The sequence below is a fragment of the Gordonia oleivorans genome (assembly GCF_040044975.1).
Classification (GTDB): domain Bacteria; phylum Actinomycetota; class Actinomycetes; order Mycobacteriales; family Mycobacteriaceae; genus Gordonia; species Gordonia oleivorans.
This window is the reverse complement of sequence record NZ_JBDZDI010000002.1, coordinates 113,752-132,665: the sequence shown is the minus strand read 5'-3', so window position 1 is coordinate 132,665 and position 18,914 is coordinate 113,752. Positions and strand designations below refer to the sequence as shown.

18 protein-coding genes and 2 tRNA genes are annotated in these 18,914 nt (G+C 67.3%); 8 read left to right on the top strand and 12 right to left on the bottom strand.

All coding sequences use genetic code 11. From position 1 onward, the window contains the following. Positions 1-25: 25 nt before the first annotated feature. Positions 26-2,341 (top strand): FdhF/YdeP family oxidoreductase, encoded by a 2,316-nt coding sequence (locus tag ABLE92_RS04070; RefSeq protein WP_348803358.1) that lies wholly within the window; start codon positions 26-28, stop codon positions 2,339-2,341. A gap of 80 nt (positions 2,342-2,421) precedes the next feature. On the opposite strand, the gene clpX is transcribed toward ABLE92_RS04070, so the two are convergent. The 5 genes from clpX to ABLE92_RS04045 form a co-directional block, all read right to left on the bottom strand. Continuing rightward, positions 2,422-3,702, bottom strand: coding sequence for an ATP-dependent Clp protease ATP-binding subunit ClpX (clpX, locus tag ABLE92_RS04065; RefSeq protein ID WP_348803356.1), 1,281 nt, complete (start codon positions 3,700-3,702; stop codon positions 2,422-2,424). A gap of 244 nt (positions 3,703-3,946) precedes the next feature. Further along, positions 3,947-4,636: an ATP-dependent Clp protease proteolytic subunit gene (locus tag ABLE92_RS04060; protein WP_348803355.1), complete on the bottom strand. Its 690-nt coding sequence runs from the start codon at positions 4,634-4,636 to the stop codon at positions 3,947-3,949. Positions 4,637-4,688: 52 nt separating this feature from the next. After that, positions 4,689-5,267 carry an ATP-dependent Clp protease proteolytic subunit gene (locus ABLE92_RS04055; protein ID WP_348803354.1) on the bottom strand — a complete coding sequence of 193 codons (579 nt, stop codon included), beginning with the start codon at positions 5,265-5,267 and terminating at the stop codon, positions 4,689-4,691. A gap of 289 nt (positions 5,268-5,556) precedes the next feature. Beyond that, positions 5,557-6,966 (bottom strand): trigger factor, encoded by a 1,410-nt coding sequence (gene tig, locus ABLE92_RS04050; protein WP_348803352.1) that lies wholly within the window; start codon positions 6,964-6,966, stop codon positions 5,557-5,559. 77 nt (positions 6,967-7,043) lie between these two features. Next, positions 7,044-7,117 (bottom strand) — tRNA-Pro (locus ABLE92_RS04045). A gap of 223 nt (positions 7,118-7,340) precedes the next feature. Here ABLE92_RS04045 and ABLE92_RS04040 point away from each other — a divergent pair. After that, positions 7,341-7,411: transfer RNA gene (locus ABLE92_RS04040), tRNA-Gly, on the top strand. A gap of 71 nt (positions 7,412-7,482) precedes the next feature. On the opposite strand, the gene ABLE92_RS04035 is transcribed toward ABLE92_RS04040, so the two are convergent. Then, complete coding sequence (locus ABLE92_RS04035) at positions 7,483-8,172, bottom strand: response regulator transcription factor (protein ID WP_348803351.1); 690 nt, start codon at positions 8,170-8,172, stop codon at positions 7,483-7,485. Then, positions 8,133-9,368 (bottom strand): sensor histidine kinase, encoded by a 1,236-nt coding sequence (locus ABLE92_RS04030; protein ID WP_348803350.1) that lies wholly within the window; start codon positions 9,366-9,368, stop codon positions 8,133-8,135. Before ABLE92_RS04030 ends, ABLE92_RS04035 begins: the two co-directional genes overlap by 40 nt. 170 nt (positions 9,369-9,538) lie before the next feature. On the opposite strand from ABLE92_RS04030, the gene ABLE92_RS04025 reads away from it, so the two are divergent. From ABLE92_RS04025 to ABLE92_RS04005, 5 genes are all read left to right on the top strand, one after another. Continuing rightward, entirely contained in the window at positions 9,539-9,688 is a 150-nt protein-coding gene (locus ABLE92_RS04025; RefSeq protein ID WP_348803349.1) for a hypothetical protein, read from the top strand. A gap of 11 nt (positions 9,689-9,699) precedes the next feature. Continuing rightward, positions 9,700-11,154 (top strand): cytochrome P450, encoded by a 1,455-nt coding sequence (locus ABLE92_RS04020; protein ID WP_348803348.1) that lies wholly within the window; start codon positions 9,700-9,702, stop codon positions 11,152-11,154. A gap of 87 nt (positions 11,155-11,241) precedes the next feature. Continuing rightward, entirely contained in the window at positions 11,242-11,427 is a 186-nt protein-coding gene (locus ABLE92_RS04015) for a hypothetical protein (RefSeq protein WP_348803347.1), read from the top strand. A 204-nt stretch (positions 11,428-11,631) separates the two neighbouring features. After that, positions 11,632-12,831, top strand: a complete 1,200-nt coding sequence (locus ABLE92_RS04010; RefSeq protein ID WP_496560770.1) for a lipase family protein — start codon at positions 11,632-11,634, stop codon at positions 12,829-12,831. Positions 12,832-13,029: 198 nt separating this feature from the next. Then, positions 13,030-13,725, top strand: a complete 696-nt coding sequence (locus ABLE92_RS04005) for a L,D-transpeptidase (protein ID WP_348803346.1) — start codon at positions 13,030-13,032, stop codon at positions 13,723-13,725. 119 nt (positions 13,726-13,844) lie between these two features. On the opposite strand, the gene sthA is transcribed toward ABLE92_RS04005, so the two are convergent. After that, the gene (gene sthA / locus ABLE92_RS04000) at positions 13,845-15,290 is read right to left on the bottom strand and encodes a Si-specific NAD(P)(+) transhydrogenase (protein WP_348803345.1); all 1,446 of its coding nucleotides are present in this window, start codon (positions 15,288-15,290) and stop codon (positions 13,845-13,847) included. Positions 15,291-15,396: 106 nt separating this feature from the next. Continuing rightward, the gene (locus ABLE92_RS03995; RefSeq protein ID WP_348803343.1) at positions 15,397-16,365 is read right to left on the bottom strand and encodes a PE-PPE domain-containing protein; all 969 of its coding nucleotides are present in this window, start codon (positions 16,363-16,365) and stop codon (positions 15,397-15,399) included. 231 nt (positions 16,366-16,596) lie between these two features. Between ABLE92_RS03995 and ABLE92_RS03990 the strand changes: the two genes are divergently transcribed. Further along, the gene (locus tag ABLE92_RS03990) at positions 16,597-16,737 is read left to right on the top strand and encodes a hypothetical protein (protein WP_348803342.1); all 141 of its coding nucleotides are present in this window, start codon (positions 16,597-16,599) and stop codon (positions 16,735-16,737) included. A 38-nt stretch (positions 16,738-16,775) separates the two neighbouring features. On the opposite strand, the gene ABLE92_RS03985 is transcribed toward ABLE92_RS03990, so the two are convergent. The 3 genes from ABLE92_RS03985 to ABLE92_RS03975 all read right to left on the bottom strand — a co-directional run bounded on the left by ABLE92_RS03985 (position 16,776) and on the right by ABLE92_RS03975 (position 18,803). Then, on the bottom strand, positions 16,776-17,579 hold the full coding sequence (locus tag ABLE92_RS03985) for an Fpg/Nei family DNA glycosylase (protein WP_348803341.1): 804 nt from the start codon (positions 17,577-17,579) through the stop codon (positions 16,776-16,778). A gap of 19 nt (positions 17,580-17,598) precedes the next feature. Then, positions 17,599-18,072: a ribose-5-phosphate isomerase gene (locus tag ABLE92_RS03980; protein ID WP_348803340.1), complete on the bottom strand. Its 474-nt coding sequence runs from the start codon at positions 18,070-18,072 to the stop codon at positions 17,599-17,601. Positions 18,073-18,197: 125 nt separating this feature from the next. Further along, entirely contained in the window at positions 18,198-18,803 is a 606-nt protein-coding gene (locus ABLE92_RS03975; protein WP_348803339.1) for a mycothiol-dependent nitroreductase Rv2466c family protein, read from the bottom strand. Positions 18,804-18,914 lie beyond the last annotated feature (111 nt).

The window sequence follows — 18,914 nt, the reverse complement described above, 5'->3', positions numbered from 1 at the left end:
GTCACAAATACGCGAAGATGAGCAGATGAACCATCGGGAAACCACGCCGGTCGACGAACCCGCCGACGTCCACGTCGGTCACATCAAGACATATGCGGCGGGCGTGCCCGCGGTGGCGGTGGCACTGCGTCGCGGCATCGAGCAGATGGGCACCGTGCGCACCGCCCGTACCCTGGCAAAACTGAACCAGCGCAACGGTTTCGATTGTCCCGGCTGTGCCTGGCCGGAAACCCCCGGGCACCGTAAGCACGCCGAGTTCTGCGAGAACGGCGCCAAGGCGGTGGCCGAGGAGGCGACCCGCCGGGTGGTGACCCCGGAATTCTTCGCGGCGCATCCGCTCGACGACCTGCGCACCCGCTCCGGGTACTGGCTGTCCCAGCAGGGCCGGCTGACCCACCCGATGTACCTCGCGCCGGGCGACACCCACTACCGACCGGTGAGCTGGGACGAGGCCAACCACATCATCGCCGACGAACTGCGCGCGATGGATCACCCCGATCAGGCCGTCTTCTACACCTCCGGACGCACCAGCAACGAGGCCGCCTTCGTCTATCAGTTGTTCGCCCGCAGCCTGGGCACCAACAACATGCCCGACTGCTCCAACATGTGCCACGAATCGTCCGGCACCGCGCTGACCGAGGCGATCGGCATCGGCAAGGGCTCGGTGTCGGTGCCCGACCTCGAGACCGCCGACCTGATCATCGTCGCCGGACAGAACCCGGGCACCAATCACCCGCGCATGCTCTCCACGCTGGAGAAGGCCAAGCGGGGTGGCGCGCACATCGTCGCGATCAATCCGCTGCCGGAGGCCGGGCTGATGCGGTTCAAGGATCCGCAGCGTCCCAGCGGTGTCGTCGGCGACGGTGTGCGGCTGGCCGACGACTTCCTGCAGATCCGCGTCGGCGGTGACATGGCCCTGTTCCGCGGCATCTGCCGGATGCTGCTCGACGACGAAGACCAGAGTCCCGGAACGGTTTTCGATCACGATTTCCTGCGCGACAAGTGCGCCGGGGTGCAGTCCTATCTCGATCTGCTCGGCGCGGTCGACATCGACGAGATCCTCGCCGCCACCGGACTCGACCATGCGACGATCCGCGACCTGGCCACCCGGGTCGCGCGGTCGCAGCGGGTGGTGCTGTGCTGGGCGATGGGCCTCACCCAGCAACGCCACGGCGTGGCGACCATCGCCGAGGGCGTCAACATGCTGCTGTTGCGCGGGATGATCGGCAAGCCCGGCGCCGGCGTCTGCCCGGTGCGCGGCCACTCGAATGTGCAGGGCGATCGCACGATGGGCATCTACGAGAAGATGCCGGAGACATTCCTGGCCGCGCTCGACGCGGAGTTCGGCATCGCCAGTCCCCGAGCGCACGGACACGACACCGTCGCGGCCATCGACGCCATGGTTCGCGGCGAGGTGCGGGTGTTCATGGCGATGGGCGGCAACTTCGTCGCCGCCGCCCCCGACACCCGGGTCACCGAAGCGGCACTGGCTCGCTGTCGGCTGACCGTGCAGGTGAGTACCAAACTCAACGAGTCACACGTCGCGACCGGCACCGCCGCACTGATCCTGCCCAGCCTGGGCCGCACCGACAAGGACATCGTCGACGGTGTGGCACAACAGGTCTCGGTGGAGGACTCGATGTCGGTGGTACACCTGTCCCGCGGATCTCTGACACCGTCATCACCGCTGTTGCACAGCGAGGTCGGCATCGTCTGCGATCTGGCGACGGCGACCTTCGGCACGGATCACCCCGTCGACTGGACCGCCATGGCCCGCGACTACGACGTGATCCGCGACCACATCTCCCGGGTCATCCCCGGCTTCACCGACTTCAACACCCGCGTGCGCGCCAAGGACGGATTCGTGCTCCCGCACCCGCCGAGGGATTCGCGGGAGTTCGCCACCGGCACCGGCCGGGCCAACCTCGCCGCCCATCCGCTGCGGTGGGTGCCGGTCCCCGAGGGGCGTCTGATCCTGCAGACGCTGCGCAGCCACGACCAGTACAACACCACGGTGTACGGCCACGACGATCGTTACCGCGGCATCAAGGGCAATCGCCGCGTGATCATGGTCCATCCCGACGACATCGCCGCACACGGCCTGACGGCCGGTGATCACGTCGACATCGTGTCGGAGTTCGCCGGGCCCGACGGACCGGAGGAACGACGCGTCACCGACTTCGAGGTCGTCGCCTACGACACCCCGCGCGGCAATGCCGCCGGCTACTACCCGGAGACCAATCCCCTCGTCCCCCTGCACCTGGTGGCCGAGGAATCCAACACACCGGTGTCCAAGGCCGTCGTCATCCGGCTCGAGCGCACCGCAAACGCTCCGGACTGATTCGGACAGCGCAACGACGCGGGCCGCTCCACGATCTGATCGTGGAGCGGCCCGCGTCGTGTCTGTGCGTGGGGCGCGTGTCAGGCGCTCTTGTCGCGCCGCTCGTCGTCGTTGTCGCTGCGCGGGACGATCGTCGGGAGCACGTTGTCGTTCACGGTCTCGCCCGTGACGACGACCTTCTCCACATCGTCGCGGCTCGGGATGTCATACATCACCGGCAGCAGCACTTCCTCCATGATGGCGCGGAGTCCACGGGCACCGGTACCACGATGGATGGCCTGATCGGCGATCGCCTCGAGCGCATCGGTGGTGAACTCGAGTTCCACATTGTCCATCTCGAAGAGCTTGGTGTACTGCTTGACCAGCGCGTTCTTCGGCTCGGACAGGATCGACACGAGCGATTCCTTGTCCAGGTTGGTCACCGAGGCGATGATCGGCAGACGACCGATGAACTCCGGGATCAATCCGAACTTGATCAGGTCCTCCGGCATCACCTCGGCGAAGTGATCGGTGGTGTCCACCTCGTTCTTGGAGGCCACCTCGTTGCCGAAACCGATGCCGCGCTTACCGATTCGTTCGGAGATCACCTTCTCCAGGCCGGCGAAGGCGCCCGCCACGATGAACAGCACGTTGGTGGTGTCGATCTGGATGAATTCCTGATGCGGATGCTTGCGGCCACCCTGCGGGGGCACCGACGCCTGGGTGCCCTCGAGGATCTTCAGCAGCGCCTGCTGCACACCCTCACCGGACACGTCGCGGGTGATCGACGGGTTCTCGCTCTTGCGGGCGATCTTGTCGACCTCGTCGATGTAGATGATGCCGGTCTCGGCACGCTTGACGTCGTAGTCGGCGGCCTGGATGAGCTTGAGGAGGATGTTCTCGACGTCCTCACCGACGTAGCCGGCCTCGGTCAGGGCGGTCGCGTCGGCGATGGCGAACGGCACGTTGAGCATCTTGGCGAGGGTCTGGGCGAGATAGGTCTTTCCGCAGCCGGTGGGGCCGAGCATCAGGATGTTCGACTTCATCAGCTCGACGCTCTCACCGCCGCGCGCTTCCTTCTTCTCGCCCGCCTGGATCCGCTTGTAGTGGTTGTAGACGGCCACCGCGAGGGTCCGCTTGGCGGTGTCCTGGCCGATGACGTAGTTCTCCAGGAAGTCCTTGATCTCGGCGGGCTTGGGCAGCTCGTCGAGCTTCACGTCACCGTTCTCGGCGAGTTCCTCTTCGATGATCTCGTTGCAGAGGTCGATGCACTCGTCGCAGATGTACACACCGGGACCGGCGATGAGCTTCTTGACCTGCTTCTGGCTCTTTCCGCAGAAGGAGCACTTCAGCAGATCGCCACCATCTCCGATACGTGCCATCTTGTGCTGTACCTACTTCCTCGATGTGTCCGTACCGTCTGCGTGGATCGCCACCGGATCGGCGACGACGCCACCGGCGGTGCGGTCGGTCGTGAGCTGCCCGCGGGCAGGCTCGACGGGCGTCACGAAAGGCTCGTTCACCCGACGGTACCCGCGGTCGCGCGTTACTTCGACCGCTTGGGCCAAATGTCGCGCAGATTGCCGGAAAGAGCCGGTGGTCGCGGTGCCGCGACCACCGCTCACCTCACTTCTTCAGCGACTTCTTGCGGTATTCGAACACCTCGTCCACGATGCCGTACTCCTTGGCGGCAGCGGCGGTGAGGATGTTGTCGCGGTCGGTGTCCTTGCGGATCTTCGCCGGATCCTGACCGGTGTGGCCCGCCAGGATCTCGTCGAGCCGGTTGCGGATCCGCTCGATCTCGGCGGCCTGGATCTCCAGGTCGGAGACCTGTCCCTGGTAGGCGCCGCCGGTGCGGGGCTGGTGGATGAGGATCGTCGCGTTGGGCAGCGCGGCACGTTTGCCGGGGGTGCCACCGGCCAGCAGGATCGCCGCGGCCGACGCCGCCTCACCGAGGCAGACGGTGACGATGTCGCAGTGGACGTACTGCATGGTGTCGTAGATGGCCAGCATGTCCGGCACGCTGCCGCCCGGCGAGTTGATGTACATGGTGATGTCGCGGTCGGGATCCTGCGACTCGAGCACCAGCAGCTGCGCCATCACGTCGTTGGCGACGGTCTGGTCGATCGGCGTACCGACGAAGACGATGCGCTCCTCGAACAGCTTGGCGTAGGGATCGTACTGCCGCTGCCCGTTGGGGGTGTGCTCGATGAACTGCGGGAGGATGTAGCGCGCCTGGATGCCCTTGAGCGCCAAGGCCGAGGCGGGAATTCCGGCGGCCACGTCGGCCGGCAGCGAGTCATACATGTTGGTCATGGTCCTACTCCGTGAAGGTGGTGGTGGGATGGTCTCGACTGCTACCGGGCGACTACTGCGAGCCGATCGCGGCACGGGCGATCACATGGTCGACGAGGCCGTAGTCCTTGGCCTCGGCCGCGGTGAACCACTTGTCGCGATCGGCGTCGGCCTCGATCTTCTCCAACGGCTGCCCACTGAACTCGGCGTTGAGCCGGTTCATCTCCTTCTTGGTGGCGGCGAACTGCTCGGCCTGGATCGCGATGTCGGCGGCCGTACCACCGATGCCGGCGGACGGCTGGTGCATCATGATCCGGGCGTGCGGCAGGGCGTGCCGCTTGCCCTTGGCCCCGGCGGCGAGCAGGAACTGCCCCATCGACGCGGCCATCCCCATCGCGTAGGTGGCGACGTCGCACTCGGCGAGCTGCATGGTGTCGAAGATCGCCATGCCCGCGGTCACCGATCCGCCCGGTGAGTTGATGTAGAGATGGATGTCCTTGGTCGGGTCCTCGGCCGCCAGCAACAGGATCTGCGCGCACAGCCGGTTGGCGATGTCGTCGTCGACCTGGGTGCCGAGGAAGATGATCCGTTCCCGCAGCAGCCGCTCGAACACCGAATCGGTGAGGTTCAGCCCGGCAACACCCGAACTCATCGAAGGAGTGCGGCCGCCAGAGGACATTGCACCCGCGGGGTCAACAGTCGGATTGCTCACGATTCCTACCTTTACCTGTCGTAGCTCTTTCACGTACCGGCCGCACCGGGCCGGCACCTGTACTTCGCACGTCGTTCGCTCGTCACCGACACTAACCAATCCGGTGCCACGGGCACTCCCGTCAACGCCCGTCTTCGCTCACAGCAGAACCGAATCGGTGGACCGGAGGACAAGACATGACAGCCGGACACCTCGTGCGGTGTCCGGCTGTCAGGTCACGGTGAAGCGATCAGGCGTCAGAGCTCTTGTCGTCTGTGCTCTTGTCCTCTGCGCCCTTGTCCTCTGCGGCGGCGGCGTCGGCATCCGCGTCGTCCTCGTCGGCGGTGCCGAAGAACTCCGTGGTGTCGACGGCGTTGCCGTCGGTGTCGGTGACGGTGACCTCACCGACGATGCCGAGCAGCGCCTTGTTGCGCCGCACGTCGGCGTAGACGGCGCCGACCTGGTTGGCCTGGGTCAGCTGCTGGATGAACTCCTGCGGAGCCATCCCGTACCGCTGCGCGGAGAAGAGGATCTGCTGGGTCAGCTCGTCCTGGCTGACCTCGGTGTCCTGCTGCTCGGCGATGGCGTCGAGGAGCAGCTGCTGACGCACCGACTTCTCGGCGGTCTCGCGGGCGTCGGCCTCGAAGGCCTCCCGCGTGGTGCCCTGGGCCTCGAGGAGCTGGGCGAAGATGGCCTCGTCGTGTCCGATGCTGTGCAGGACCTGCTCGAGGGAGTTGTCGACCTCGGCCTGCACGACGTTCTCCGGCAACGGGACCTCGACCTTGGCGAGCAGCTCGTCGAGGACGGCGTCGCGGACCTTGTTGGCCTGCTCCATCTTCTTCGACTGCGCCACCCGCTCGGCCAGCGACTCACGAAGTTCGTCGACGGTGTCGAATTCGCTTGCCATCTGCGCGAATTCGTCGTCGAGCTCGGGCAGCTCGCGTTCCTTGACCGAGTTCACGGTCACGGTGACGTCGGCCTCCTCGTCGGCGTGCTCACCGGCGACGAGTGTGGTGGTGAAGACCTTCGACTCGCCGGCCTTGAGTCCGACGAGGGCCTCGTCGAGGCCGTCGATGAGGTCTCCGGCGCCCACCTCGTGGGACAGGCCCTCGGTGGAGGCCTCCTCGACCGGTTCGCCGTCGATGCTCGCGGCGAGGTCGATCGACACCATGTCGCCGTCCTGCGCACCGCGATCCACACCGGTGAGGGTGCCGAAACGGGCACGCAGGCCCTCGATCTGCTCGTCGACGGCGTCCTCGTCGTCGGCGATCGGATCCACCTCGACCGACAGGGTCGAGTAGTCCGGGAGTTCGAGTTCGGGACGGACGTCGACCTCGGCGGTGAACGAGATCGACTCGCCGTACTTGAGTTCCTCGAGATCGATCTCGGGCTGACCGATGGCCTTGGTCTCGGTCTCGGCGACGGCCTGGCTGTACTTGCCGGGCAGCGCGTCGTTGACGACCTGCGCGAGGATCGAGTCGCGACCGACGCGCGCCTCGATGAGCTTCGCGGGGGCCTTGCCCGGGCGGAAGCCGGGGATACGGACCTGCTGTGCGAGGGCCTTGTAGGCCCGGTCGAAGTCGCCCGAGAGCTCCTCGAACGGGACTTCCACGTTGAGCTTCACCCGGGTGGGGCTCAGCTGCTCGACGGTGCTCTTCACGCCTGATGCTCCTTATATCTGCGTTGCGTACGCCATGATCGTCGCGGCCCCCATTCCGTGGGCCGTCATCGGTTCTGTCGGGATGACAGGATTTGAACCTGCGACCCTCCGCTCCCAAAGCGGATGCGCTACCAAGCTGCGCCACATCCCGTGGTCCCGTTCACCGAACATGCCGCCATCACGACGTGTCGAGGCAGGGCCGACAGCCGATCTTACGGGTCGGGCACCGGGGGAGAAAAACCGGTCCACCCCACGCAGCCGATCGGGACCCGGAGACCCGCCGCGAGGCAGGCGATTTCTGATCCGGGGCACCGAACCTGTACAGTCTCATGCGCGCACTTCGGACGGCCCCTCGGGCGGTTGTGACGGCGCACGCGGGTGTAGCTCAATGGTAGAGCCCTAGTCTTCCAAACTAGCTACGCGGGTTCGATTCCCGTCACCCGCTCGCGCACTGCCCCGGTCCCCTCGGACCGGGGCATTCTGCGTTTTTCGCCGCAGGTGCTCGCGGGCGTGACCTCACGCCCGCGGCGTCACCATCTTGTGGTCGAAGGCGTAGATCACCGCGGCCGCCCGATCACGCACGCCGAGTTTGGTGAAGATCTTGCCGACGTGACTCTTGACCGTGACCACCGAGATCACCAGTTCCGCGGCGATCTCGTCGTTGGTCAGTCCCCGCCCGATCAGTCCGAGCACCGTCATCTCGCGCGCGGTGAGATGATCGGGCGCCGCGGCCGCATCGGTGGTGACCGGCATGGACCGGTACGCGTCGAGAACGTGCCCGGTGACCGCCGGATCGAGGACGGCCTCACCCGCGGCGACCACTCGCACCGCGCGGATGAGGTCTTCGGCGGGCGAGTCCTTCAACACGAATCCGGCCGCGCCCGCCCGTAGTGCCTCCGACAGGAGTTGCTCGTCGCGGTAGGTCGTCAGCACCAACACCGGCGGCGCCCCCGCACACTCGGACAGCCTGCGAGTGGCCTCGGCCCCGCCGACGCGTCTCATCCGCAGATCCATCACCACGACGTCGGGCCGATGCTCGGCGACCATGTCGGGCACCTCGTCGCCGTCGCCGCATTCGGCGACGATCTCGAAGCCGTCCCTGGCCCGCAGGATGCGGCGCAGACCGGCGCGCACGAGTTCCTGGTCGTCGACCAGCGCCACCCGGGTCACGCCGACGTCACCGCCGGGATGTGGTCTCGTGCGCACCCACCCGGGTCGGCGACCTCGGTGATCCCGGCCGGCAGCGTCGCCTCCACCATCCATCGGCCCGCGACCACGCCGACGTCGACGGTTCCGCCGAGGTTGCGCACCCGGGAGTCCATCCCACGCAGACCCGACCCGCCCCGGCCGCGACGGAGGTTGGGCGGCACCGGATTTGCCACCCGGATCACCAACCGGCCATCACCCGCCGGCCCGACGTGCACGGTCACCGACGCCCCCGGCACATGTCTGCTCGCGTTGGACAGGGATTCCTGAACCACCCGGTACACCGCCAGCCCGGTTCCGGCGGTGACGGGTCCGACGTCGGCGAGGTCACCGTCGATCTCGACACCGGCCCGGCGGAAACCGTCGATCAGATCGTCGAGGTCGGCCACCCCCGGTTGCGGATCACCGTCCATCCCCTCGCCCCGCAGCAACTCGATGGTGTGACGGACGTCGTGCATGGCGGCGCGGCCGACCTTCTCGGCGTCCTCGAGGGCCTCGGCCGCCTCCGAGCGGTCATCAGCCGAGCGGTCATCAGCAGAGCGGCCGGCGTCCTCGCGCAGCGCACGCCGGGCCGCGGTGACGTTGAGCAGCACAATGCTCAACGAATGTGCGAGTACGTCGTGGATCTCACCCGCGATCGCCGCCCGGTCCAGTGCGGCCTGCTGGGTACGCGCGGTGCGCTCGGCCCGCAACAGATGCAGTTGTTTCTGCATCAGGTGGCCGACCACGCCGGCGAAACCGACCATCAGGGCGAGCAACCAGCCCTGGTCGATGACACCGGCGAGGCCCCCGCCGACGGCGGTGAGCGACAGCGCAGCCGTGGTGATCAGCCCCCGGTGGCCGGTGGCGATGGCGGCGGTGACGGTGGCCGACAGCGGCAGCAACAGTGACGCGACATCCACGTGCACCGGCGTCTGCCAGAACAGCACCACCGAGATGATCGACGACGCGGCCAGGCCCATCACCCAGGGGCGAAGTGGCGCCACCAGACACACCAGGTGAGGTGCCACGCTGACCAGCGCGCCGGCCACCGGCCACAACCAGGCCGCACCGTGAACACCGTCGATGCCGCGTTGCACGACCGCGGCCACGCACAGCGTCACCACCGCGAGATCGGCGATCATCATGTACCCCGGCGGATAGTCGAAACCGAAGCGTTCCATCGCGTGCCGGTAATGGGCGTCCAACCAGCGCATCCGCCGATTCTATCGCCGCGTGACACCGGCCACATCCACCCACGGTCGGATTCTCCGGTCCTGCCCGAGACGGACGAAAGGATCCACCCGCAGCCCGCTGACCTGCAGCGACATTCTTCCTAGCGTTATCGGTACCCCCACACCGGGATTCGATCGAAGGGAAAGACGTCATGTGGCTGCTCCTCGGAATCACCATTCTCGTTCTCGTGCTCCTTGCCTGGCTCACACACGACCCCGACAACATGGATTACCGCGGCCGCGAGGAACGGGCCGCCTTCGCCGCCCGCGAACGTCGCATCCGCACGGCGCGGTTCTCATGAGCGGGAGTCGCATGAGTGCCCCGACCATGCGCCCACACTCCGGACCCGGCCGCGCCTGGTTCGCCGCCGCGTCCGACGCCCGGTCGGGTCTGCTCACCCTTGATGGCGAGGCGGGTCCACTGGTCGCCGACGACGCCCGCGACCTGCCGCGCGCACCACTGGCCCGCGCCGCGTCACTGTGGCGCACGATCGACTTCGCCCGCAACGAAACCGACCTGATGTTCGCCGACGCCGCCCGATTGGGCGATGTGGTCGCCTATGACCTCGTCGGCGGGCCCGGCGCGATCGTGACGATCTCCGATCCCGGCCACATCCGGTCGATCGTGACGGCGGCGCCGGAGATCGCGCCCTCGGCCACCCGCCATTCCCTGCTGCGGCCCATCGTCGGCGGAGATTCGGTCCTGACGACGCTCGGCGAGCAGCATCGTCGTCAGCGCGCCCGGTTGATGCCCGCGTTTCACCGTTCCGCGGTCGCCGACTGCCGTGGTCACATCGAGCGGGCCTGCGGCGAGCGGATCGACCGGTGGCGGCCGGGTTCGGAGGTGGCGGTGGCCGGCATTGCCGAGGAGATCACCCTCGACGTCATCACCCGTGTCGCCTTCGGCCTCACCGACGACGCCTCGTCGACTCCGGCCGAGCGTGCCCTGCGGGTCGCGGTGCGACGCAGCATGCGGTTCTCGACGACACGCATCGGGGTCGCCGCGCAGTTGCGCAATGCGCGCAGGGAGGAGGCGACCGGAATTCTCGCGCTGGGTCTGGCGCCGCTGGACCGCGCGGTGCACCGACTGATCGCCGAACGCCGCAGCCTCGACGACAGCGGTCACGGCGACACCGACCGCGACGACGTGCTGTCGGTGTTGCTCACCGCCCGAACCCCCGACGGCGCCCGACTCTCCGACTCCGAGATCAGGGACGAACTCGTCGGGCTCCTCCTCGCCGGTCACGAGACGACGGCACACACCACGGCGTGGGTGTTCGAGCGTCTGACCCGCCATCCGCGCATGCTGGCCGACGCGCGTGACGCGGCACGCGCCGGCGAACGCGACGTCGTCGACGCGGTGATCACCGAGACGATGCGGTGCCGCCCGGTGGTTCCGTCCATTGCGCGAGAAGTGTTGCGCCCCTGGAAGTTCGGACGATTCCGCGTGGACGCGGGCACCGTGGTGATCGCGAGCACGATACTGCTGCACCATCGCGACGACCTCTACCCGCAGCCCTTCGCATTCCGGCCGGAACGGTTCCTCGGCACGCGTCCGTCACCGCACGCCTTCCTCCCCTTCGGGGGCGGCAACCGCCGTTGCCTGGGCGCACATCTGGCGATGGCCGAACTCGACATCATCGTCACCGAGGTCCTGCGCCGGGTCGACCTCGAGGCCACCGACCGCGCGCCCGAGCGGCCGCGGCACCGCAATGTCACGATGATTCCGGCGGACGGGGGTCGCGTCCGCGCACGTGCGGTGCACTGACGCCCGGCGCCGACGGGTCGCCCACGGCGTCCGCCACACGGCCGTCCGTTGATGTGATATTCGCCACATTCGGCGTAGTCTGAGGCCATGTCTTCCAGTCATGTGAAAAGCCAACGCAAGTGCCCCTCGTGCGGGGCGAATCTGCACGTCCGCAAGGACGTCGCGACCAGCGAGGGAGGTCACCGCCGCGTCGACACGATGCTCGTGTGCCGCGACGAGGCCTGCTCGGAACCCGCACGCCACCTCCACACCGAGCACCTGCAGACCGCCTGAGCCCGGTCCCACGTCACCACGGCCGCACCTGGTCATTTGTTCCAGTTGACAGCGGTGGCGTGACCCAAGAGATTGTGACCCGGGCGGGGGTCCTGCGGCGGTACTCCACACCGCGCAGGCGTGCAGGCACAATCCCTTGGGGGGACCTTGTCCACAATCTTCGGCCGTCGCGTGCGCGCGGCCGCGCTCACCCGGCTCGCGTGTATCGCATTGACGGTCGCGGGCCTCGGCGCGGCGATCACCGCCACCGCCGCCGGCCCGGCCCACGCCGACAACGTCGCATTGCCCACCTCACTGAGTGACCCGTTCTACGCCGCTCCCGCCGACATCGGGCGCTTCCGCGACGGCGACATCATCGCGACCCGCACCCGCGTCAACCCGCCGGCATTCGTCGATGTGCGGACGTATCAGATCAAGTTCCGCACGACCGACAGCGAGGGCGCGCCGATCGCCGCGGTCACCACGCTGCTCGTTCCGGTTCACAAGCAGGCCAACGGGCCGTTGCTGTCGTTCCAGCACATCATCAATGCCACCGGACTCGAATGCGCCCCCTCGCAGGCACTGTGGACCAGCGACCCGAACCTCACGATTCGCGAGGCACCCGGCCTCAACGTCGCGCTGCAGCGCGGCTGGACGATCGCCATCCCCGATCACCTCGGGCCGCGTAGCTCCTACGGCGCGGCGAAGCTCGGTGGCCAGATCACCCTGGACGGCATCCGCGCGGTGCAGCACTTCTCCCCCGCCGGCGTCGCGCGGAGCAAGGTCGCGATGGCCGGATACTCCGGCGGTGGCATGGCCACCGCGTGGGCCGCGGCTCTCGCCCCCACCTATGCCCCCGACCTCGACATCGTCGGCGCGGCCTACGGCGGCGTGCCGATGGATCTGATCAAGATGGCGGAGGGTCTGGGCTACAACAATCCGCATCCGGCCTTCGGTCTCGCCTTCGCCGCCGCCATCGGACTCTCGCGCGAGTATCCGCAGCAGATTCCGATGCTGAAGTATCTGTCGCCGGTGGGGATGCGCATGTTCCTCGAGATGCGCAACGCCTGCACCAACGACATCCTGCGTCTCGGCGCGGGCCATTCGGCCAAGGAGGTGTCGGTCGGCGGCGAGCAGATCTTCGAGGACCCCACGGCGCGACGTGTGGTCCGGGACAACAGTCTCGTCTTCTATCCGGGGATACCGACCACCCCGATCTTCGAGTGGCACAGTCCGACCGATGCGTTGATCCCGGTGTCGTCGATCGATCAGACCCTGGGGCGTTACTGCCGGGCCGGGGTGCGAGTGCAACACTTCTCGACGCCGTCACCGGACCACATGTCGGCCGCCGTGATCGGGCTGCTGCCCGCCTTCAATTACCTCGGCGACCGATTCGCCGGGATCCCGGCACCCCGCAACTGCTGAGTGTGTCGCTTGTCACATCGACTTTTCTCAGGGTCCCTCACCTGTTGTTTCGACATATCGCATCCCCGATGCGGCACCGTCACACACCGCCGACCCCGCAGGCCTTTGGCCGAAAGACAACGGTTGTGTAACGATGGTGGCTGCGCACTCCGGGGGGAGGCGCCTGGAGTTTCCCGAAAGCAAAGGTTTCAACGTCCCGTGCTGAACACCACTTCCTCTCGCCGCCGCCGTCGCGGAGGCTTCCGCCTTGTCGCCGTCGTCCTCGGCGTGATCGCGATGGCCTTCGCCCTTCCGGGTCTGGCACAGGCGGCGCCCGTGACCGTCGTGCCCGGCCTGCCGCCGGTCGAGATTCCCGCCATCCCGGGTCTCCCGACTCCGCCGACCCAGACCCCGACGCCGGAGACCACCACTCCGCCGCCGACGACCACGACCCCGGAGACCCCCGGTGTCCCGGCCGTCCCGCGTGTGTCGACACCGACCGGATGGGTGGCCCTGGCCGACGACGCCAGCCACACCATCTACTGGTACAAGGACGGCGACTTCGTGAAGTCGATGCCGATCTCGATGGGCTCCAGTGAGCACCCGACTCCGAACGGCGTGTACCACACCAAGGAGAAGTACCGTGACATGTACATGGACTCCTCCACCTACGGTGTGCCCGTCGACTCCCCTGAGGGCTACCGCACCTACGTCGAGTACGCGACCCGCATGTCCTGGGACGGCATCTTCATCCATGCCGCACCGTGGTCACTCGCCCAGCAGGGCGTGAGCAATGTCAGCCACGGCTGCATCAACGTGAGCACCGAGAACGGCAAGTGGGTCTACGACACCATCGGTGAGGGAACCCCCATCGTGGTACGTGGCACCATCGGTGGCCAGTACACCGGCGACTGAGCGCTCCGGGCTCCACTGAGCCGATACCGCTGAGCTGATACCACGAAGGCCGGTCCCGACAGGGACCGGCCTTCGTCGTTCGGTGTGGTGGCGGTGGGGGTGGCCGCGGGGCGCCGTTGTCAGACGGCCGCGTCGGCGTCGAGATCGAGGGAACGGCCCTCCGCGCGCACGCGGGCGATGGCCCGCATCTTGTTCGACGCGTCGAGCGCGGCCACCTTGTACCCCTCGGCGAGTGTCGGGTAGTTGAACACCGCGTCGACCAGATAGTCGATGGTGCCGCCCAGGCCCATCACCGTCTGCCCGATGTGCACGAGTTCGGCCGCGTTGGAACCGAACGCGTGCACACCCAGCAGGGTCCGGTCCTCGGCGTGGACGAGCAGTTTCAGCAGTCCGTAGGAGTCGCCCATGATCGCACCGCGGGCCAGTTCGCGGTATCGGGCGACCCCCACCTCGAACGGGATGTTGGCGGTCGTCAGCTGATCCTCGGTCCGCCCGACGAAACTGATCTCCGGGATCGCGTAGATACCGATCGGCTGCAACTCCTCCGCCGTCTCCCCGACCGGTTCGCCGAAGGCGTGGTAGGCGGCACGACGCCCCTGCTCCATCGAGGTGGCCGCCAGCGCGGGGAAGCCGATGATGTCGCCGACGGCGTAGATGTGCTCGACCTCGGTCCGGAAGTGTCCGTCGACCTTCAGTCGGCCGCGGGAGTCCGCGGTCAGCCCGGCGGCCTCCACCTTCAGCTCGTCGGACACGCCCTGCCGTCCGGCGGAGTACAGGACGGTGTCGGCGGGAATCTGCTTGCCCGATTCGAGGACCGTCAAGGTGCCTGACGGATGCGTCTCGACGGTCTTGACGTGCTCACCGAACCGGAAGGTCACGCCCCGTTCGCGGAGCTGGTACTGCAGGGCCTCGACGATCTCCCGGTCGCAGAAGTCCAGCATCGCCGGACGTTGCTCGATGACGGTCACCTTGGTGCCCAGGGCGGCGAACATGGAGGCGTACTCGATACCGATCACGCCCGCGCCCACCACGACCATCGAGCCGGGTACCCGATCCATCTCCAGGATCTGATCGGAGTCGACGACGGTCTCGCCGTCGAACTCGACGGTCTTCGGACGGGCGGGGCGGGTACCCACCGCGATGACGAACTTGTCCGACGTCACCCGTTTGAGGTCGCCGGTCGCGTCTTCGATGATGATCTCGTGCGGACTCGTGAACTGCGCACTGCCGGTGAAGATGCTCACCCCGTTGCGTGCCAACTGGTTCTGGATGACGTCGATCTCTTTGCCCACGACGTGCATGGTCCGCGCGGTGAGGTCGCTGACGGTGATGTCGGTCTTGAGCCGGTAGGACTGTCCGTACAACTCGCGTTGATTGAGACCCGTCAGGTACAGCACGGCCTCCCGCAACGTCTTCGACGGGATCGTGCCGGTGTTGATGCAGACGCCGCCCATCATGTGACGTCTCTCGACGATGGCCGCTCGCTTACCCAGTTTGGCGGCGGCGATCGCCGCCTTCTGCCCGGCAGGCCCGGACCCGATGACGACGATGTCGAAATGATCCACCGTGGATGCTCCGCTCGAGTGCTCTACGAATCGCGGGCACGAGGCGTCCCGAGACGCATACAAGTGTCGCTCACCGGCCCGAATCCCTCGACTCGAGCGGAGGTGATCAGGCCACGGCGTCGCTGCGCGGGTCGGCGGTGATGTCGGCAGGGTTCTCCGCTTCGGCACCGATCGCGAAGGTCACCTGGACCTGCAGCCACTGGGCGAGTGCCTGGCAACCGGTGGTCAGCGGGTCGGTGATCGGTGCCCGGTGATACGGCTCGTCACGGTAGGCGGTGTGGCGGCCGCCGGTCGCGTTCCGGATGACCATCCCCCGCCAGGTGATCACCCGTGGCAGATACCCGCGCACTTCCCGCGCCGCCGACCACAACCGGGTGATGTCGCGTCGCCACTGCACCGGTCCGGGCGAGGTCCGCAGCGCATTCTGAAAGGAGTTGGTGCGCAACGTTTCCCACATGGCGCCCAGCCATCGCCGGGGATCGGCGACGGTCAGCGAGTCGGTGAGATCGGCGATGTCCCGGATGAACGAATCGTGCCCGGCATTGCAGATCATGTCCTCGGCGGTCCCCACCCACCAGACCGGGATCGACGCCGGCAACGCCGGCCCGCGACCGGCCACACCCCATCCGTCACATCCCGGGACCACCCCGGGCGGCTGATGCGGATCGGCCACCAGACCCACGGCCAGCACCCGGTCGGCCACCGGGCGTCGACGCGGGTCGGCGGCGATGTCGGCCAGCAGGCGCCGGATCACCACGGCCCCCTGGGAATAGCCGATCAGCACCACCGGACCGGTCTCGGCCGCGAGCGCCGCATCGAGTCTGCGCATCCCCTCGGCGACGCTGTCTGCGTAGCTGATCCCGTCCAGGTGTGGGGCCGGACCGTAGCTCGCCGGGTAGGCCACCCAGCGAGGATCGAATCGGTCGTCGAGGGCCTCGGTGACCCCGGACAGGACACCGCTCACCTCGGTGCGGGTGTCGTCGGCGGATGACTCCCCGGTGCCACCGACCACCAGTGCGGTGACATGGTGTGCGGGCGGCCAGTCGCCGGTGGCCGTCACGTCGGCTGCGCTCATGACTCCATCCTGTCCATCGCGGATGAGAACCGTCGACGAGACGGCTGAGCGCCGCCTGAGACCGGCACACCCGAGGCGGCCGGGTGAGCAGAATCATCGCCGAACACGTTGATTAACACAGATGTAACGCGAACAATGGGAAGAGGCCTTGGTGTCGGCAGCGCTCGCTCACCCGCAGTCCGCCCGACCGGCCGATCGACACAATCGAGAAGTTGAAAGAAGTACCAGCACATGTCGTTCGCACGTTTCCGTGAACGTTTCCTGTCCTCCTCCACCGGCCATCGCGATCTGTACGACCGCATTCATCGCACTGCCAGCGGCGCTCAGCGCGACGAGCTTCTGGTGATGGCCCAGCGCCTCGAATCGCGCTGATCCCGCCGTCGGCGCCCGCGCCTCACTGCTGACAAGCCTCACTGCTGACAACTCGGGCACCAGTAGAGGTTTCGCCCCTCGAGTTCGGTCTGCGCGATCGGGGTACCGCAGATCCGGCACGGCTCTCCGGTGCGCCGGTACACGTAGGTGCGCGGACGATCCGGTGCGTACGAGCCGGGCCCGTGATCATCCTCCTGCGCCACCACGTGAATTCGCCCGCGCCGCACACCGATTCGCATCAACGACACCAGATCCGCCCACAGGGCGGTGACCGTCTCGTGGTCGATGGTGGTACCCGGGCGCTGCGGATCGAGCCGCGCCCGGAACAACACCTCGGCCCGATACACGTTCCCGACGCCGGCGATCACCTTCTGATCCATCAGCAGCGCGGCGATGGGTCGTCGCGATCGGTGGATCGCCCGCCACATGCGGTCCGGGTCGCCGTCGCGACGCAACGGGTCGGGGCCCAGGCGTGCGACGAGGTCGTCGAGATCGGCGGGTGTGTACAGCTCGCAGGCGGTGGGGCCGCGTAGATCGGTCCCCATCTCGGCGCCCTCGATCCGCATCCGGACCTGACCCACCGGCTCCCCCATCGGTACCGGGAGTTCGGTGAACGACCCGTACAGTCCCAGGTGCACGTGGACGAGTTGAGACCGCCGTCCGTCGCGGTAGCCCTGGATCAGGTGTTTACCCCAGGCCTGCGCCCGGTGGAACTCCCACCCGTCGACGAGCGCGGCCCCCCCGGCGAAGCGACCCTGCGGGCTCGACACCGCGACGCGCTGCCCACCGAACAGCTTCTGCTGACGCCGCGCGATGCGGTGCAGCGTATGCCCCTCGGGCATCGGTCAACCCGATCTCGGCTCAGGCCTCGGGAACGGCCGGTGCCACGCCGGTGCGCTCGTACTCCGACAGGATGTCGATACGACGCTGGTGACGCTCTTCGCCGGACCACTCGGCGGCGAGGAAGGCGTCGACGATCGCGAGCGCTTCCTCGGTGGTGTGCATCCGCCCACCGATGCCCATCAGCTGGGCGTTGTTGTGTTGCCGCGCCAACTGGGCGGTCTCGATGCTCCACGCGAGCGCGCAGCGCGCACCCGGCACCTTGTTCGCGGCGATCTGCTCGCCATTTCCGCTGCCGCCCAGCACGATTCCGAGGCTGCCCGGATCGGCGACAACCTTCTCGGCGGCCGCGATGCAGAAGGCGGGATAGTCGTCGAGGGCGTCATAGGTGTGGGCACCGCAATCGATGACCTCGTGACCGGCACCCCGAAGATGCTCAGCGATGGCCGTCTTCAGTTCGAAACCAGCATGATCTCCACCGAGGTATACGCGCATGCCGACACTATAGAACGCGGTCGGTGCGCCACATCATCGCACCCACCGACCGCGTTCTGGCAGACCAGGATTGCGCCGCCGATCTGCTCGGTCGATCTGCTCGGCCGGTCTGCTCGGTCGGTGTTTCAGTCGAACTCCGGGTCCTCACCGCGGCTGCGCTTGAGTTCGAAGAAGTGCGGGTAGGACGCCAACGCCAGCGCGCCGTCCCACACCGTGCCGGCGGTCTCCCCGCGCGGGATGCGTGAGAGCACCGGACCGAAGAACGCCACGTCGTTGATGTGGATGGTCGGGGTGCCCACGTCGTCGCCGACCTTGTCCATGCCCGCGTGGTGGCTGGTGCGAACGGCATCGTCGAATTCCGTGGACTCCGCGGCCTGTGCCAACTCCGGCTCGAGACCGAGATCGGCTAGCGACTCGGCGATGACGACGTCGAAATCCTTGTTCTGTTCGTTGTGGATCTTGGTGCCCATCGCGGTGTAGAGCGGCGCCAGGATCTGGTCGCCGTGTTTCGCGGCGGCCGCGGCGATCACCCGCACCGGCTTCCACGCGTTGGCGAGTCGCTCACGATAATCCTCGGGGATATCGCGTCCCTCGTTGAGGACCGCGAGGCTCATGAGGTGGAAGTTCGCGTCGATGTCGCGCACCTTCTCGACCTCGAGAATCCAGCGGGAGGTGATCCAACACCACGGACACAGCGGATCGAACCAGAAATCCACGCGATCGGTCGACATGCGGTCATCCCTTCGTCGGGTTTGTCTGACGGGTTTGTCTGACTTCGGTGCGCGAACCGGAATCCCGGGACGCACACCGTGGCTGTTTCCACAACCCTGTTTCTACAACTC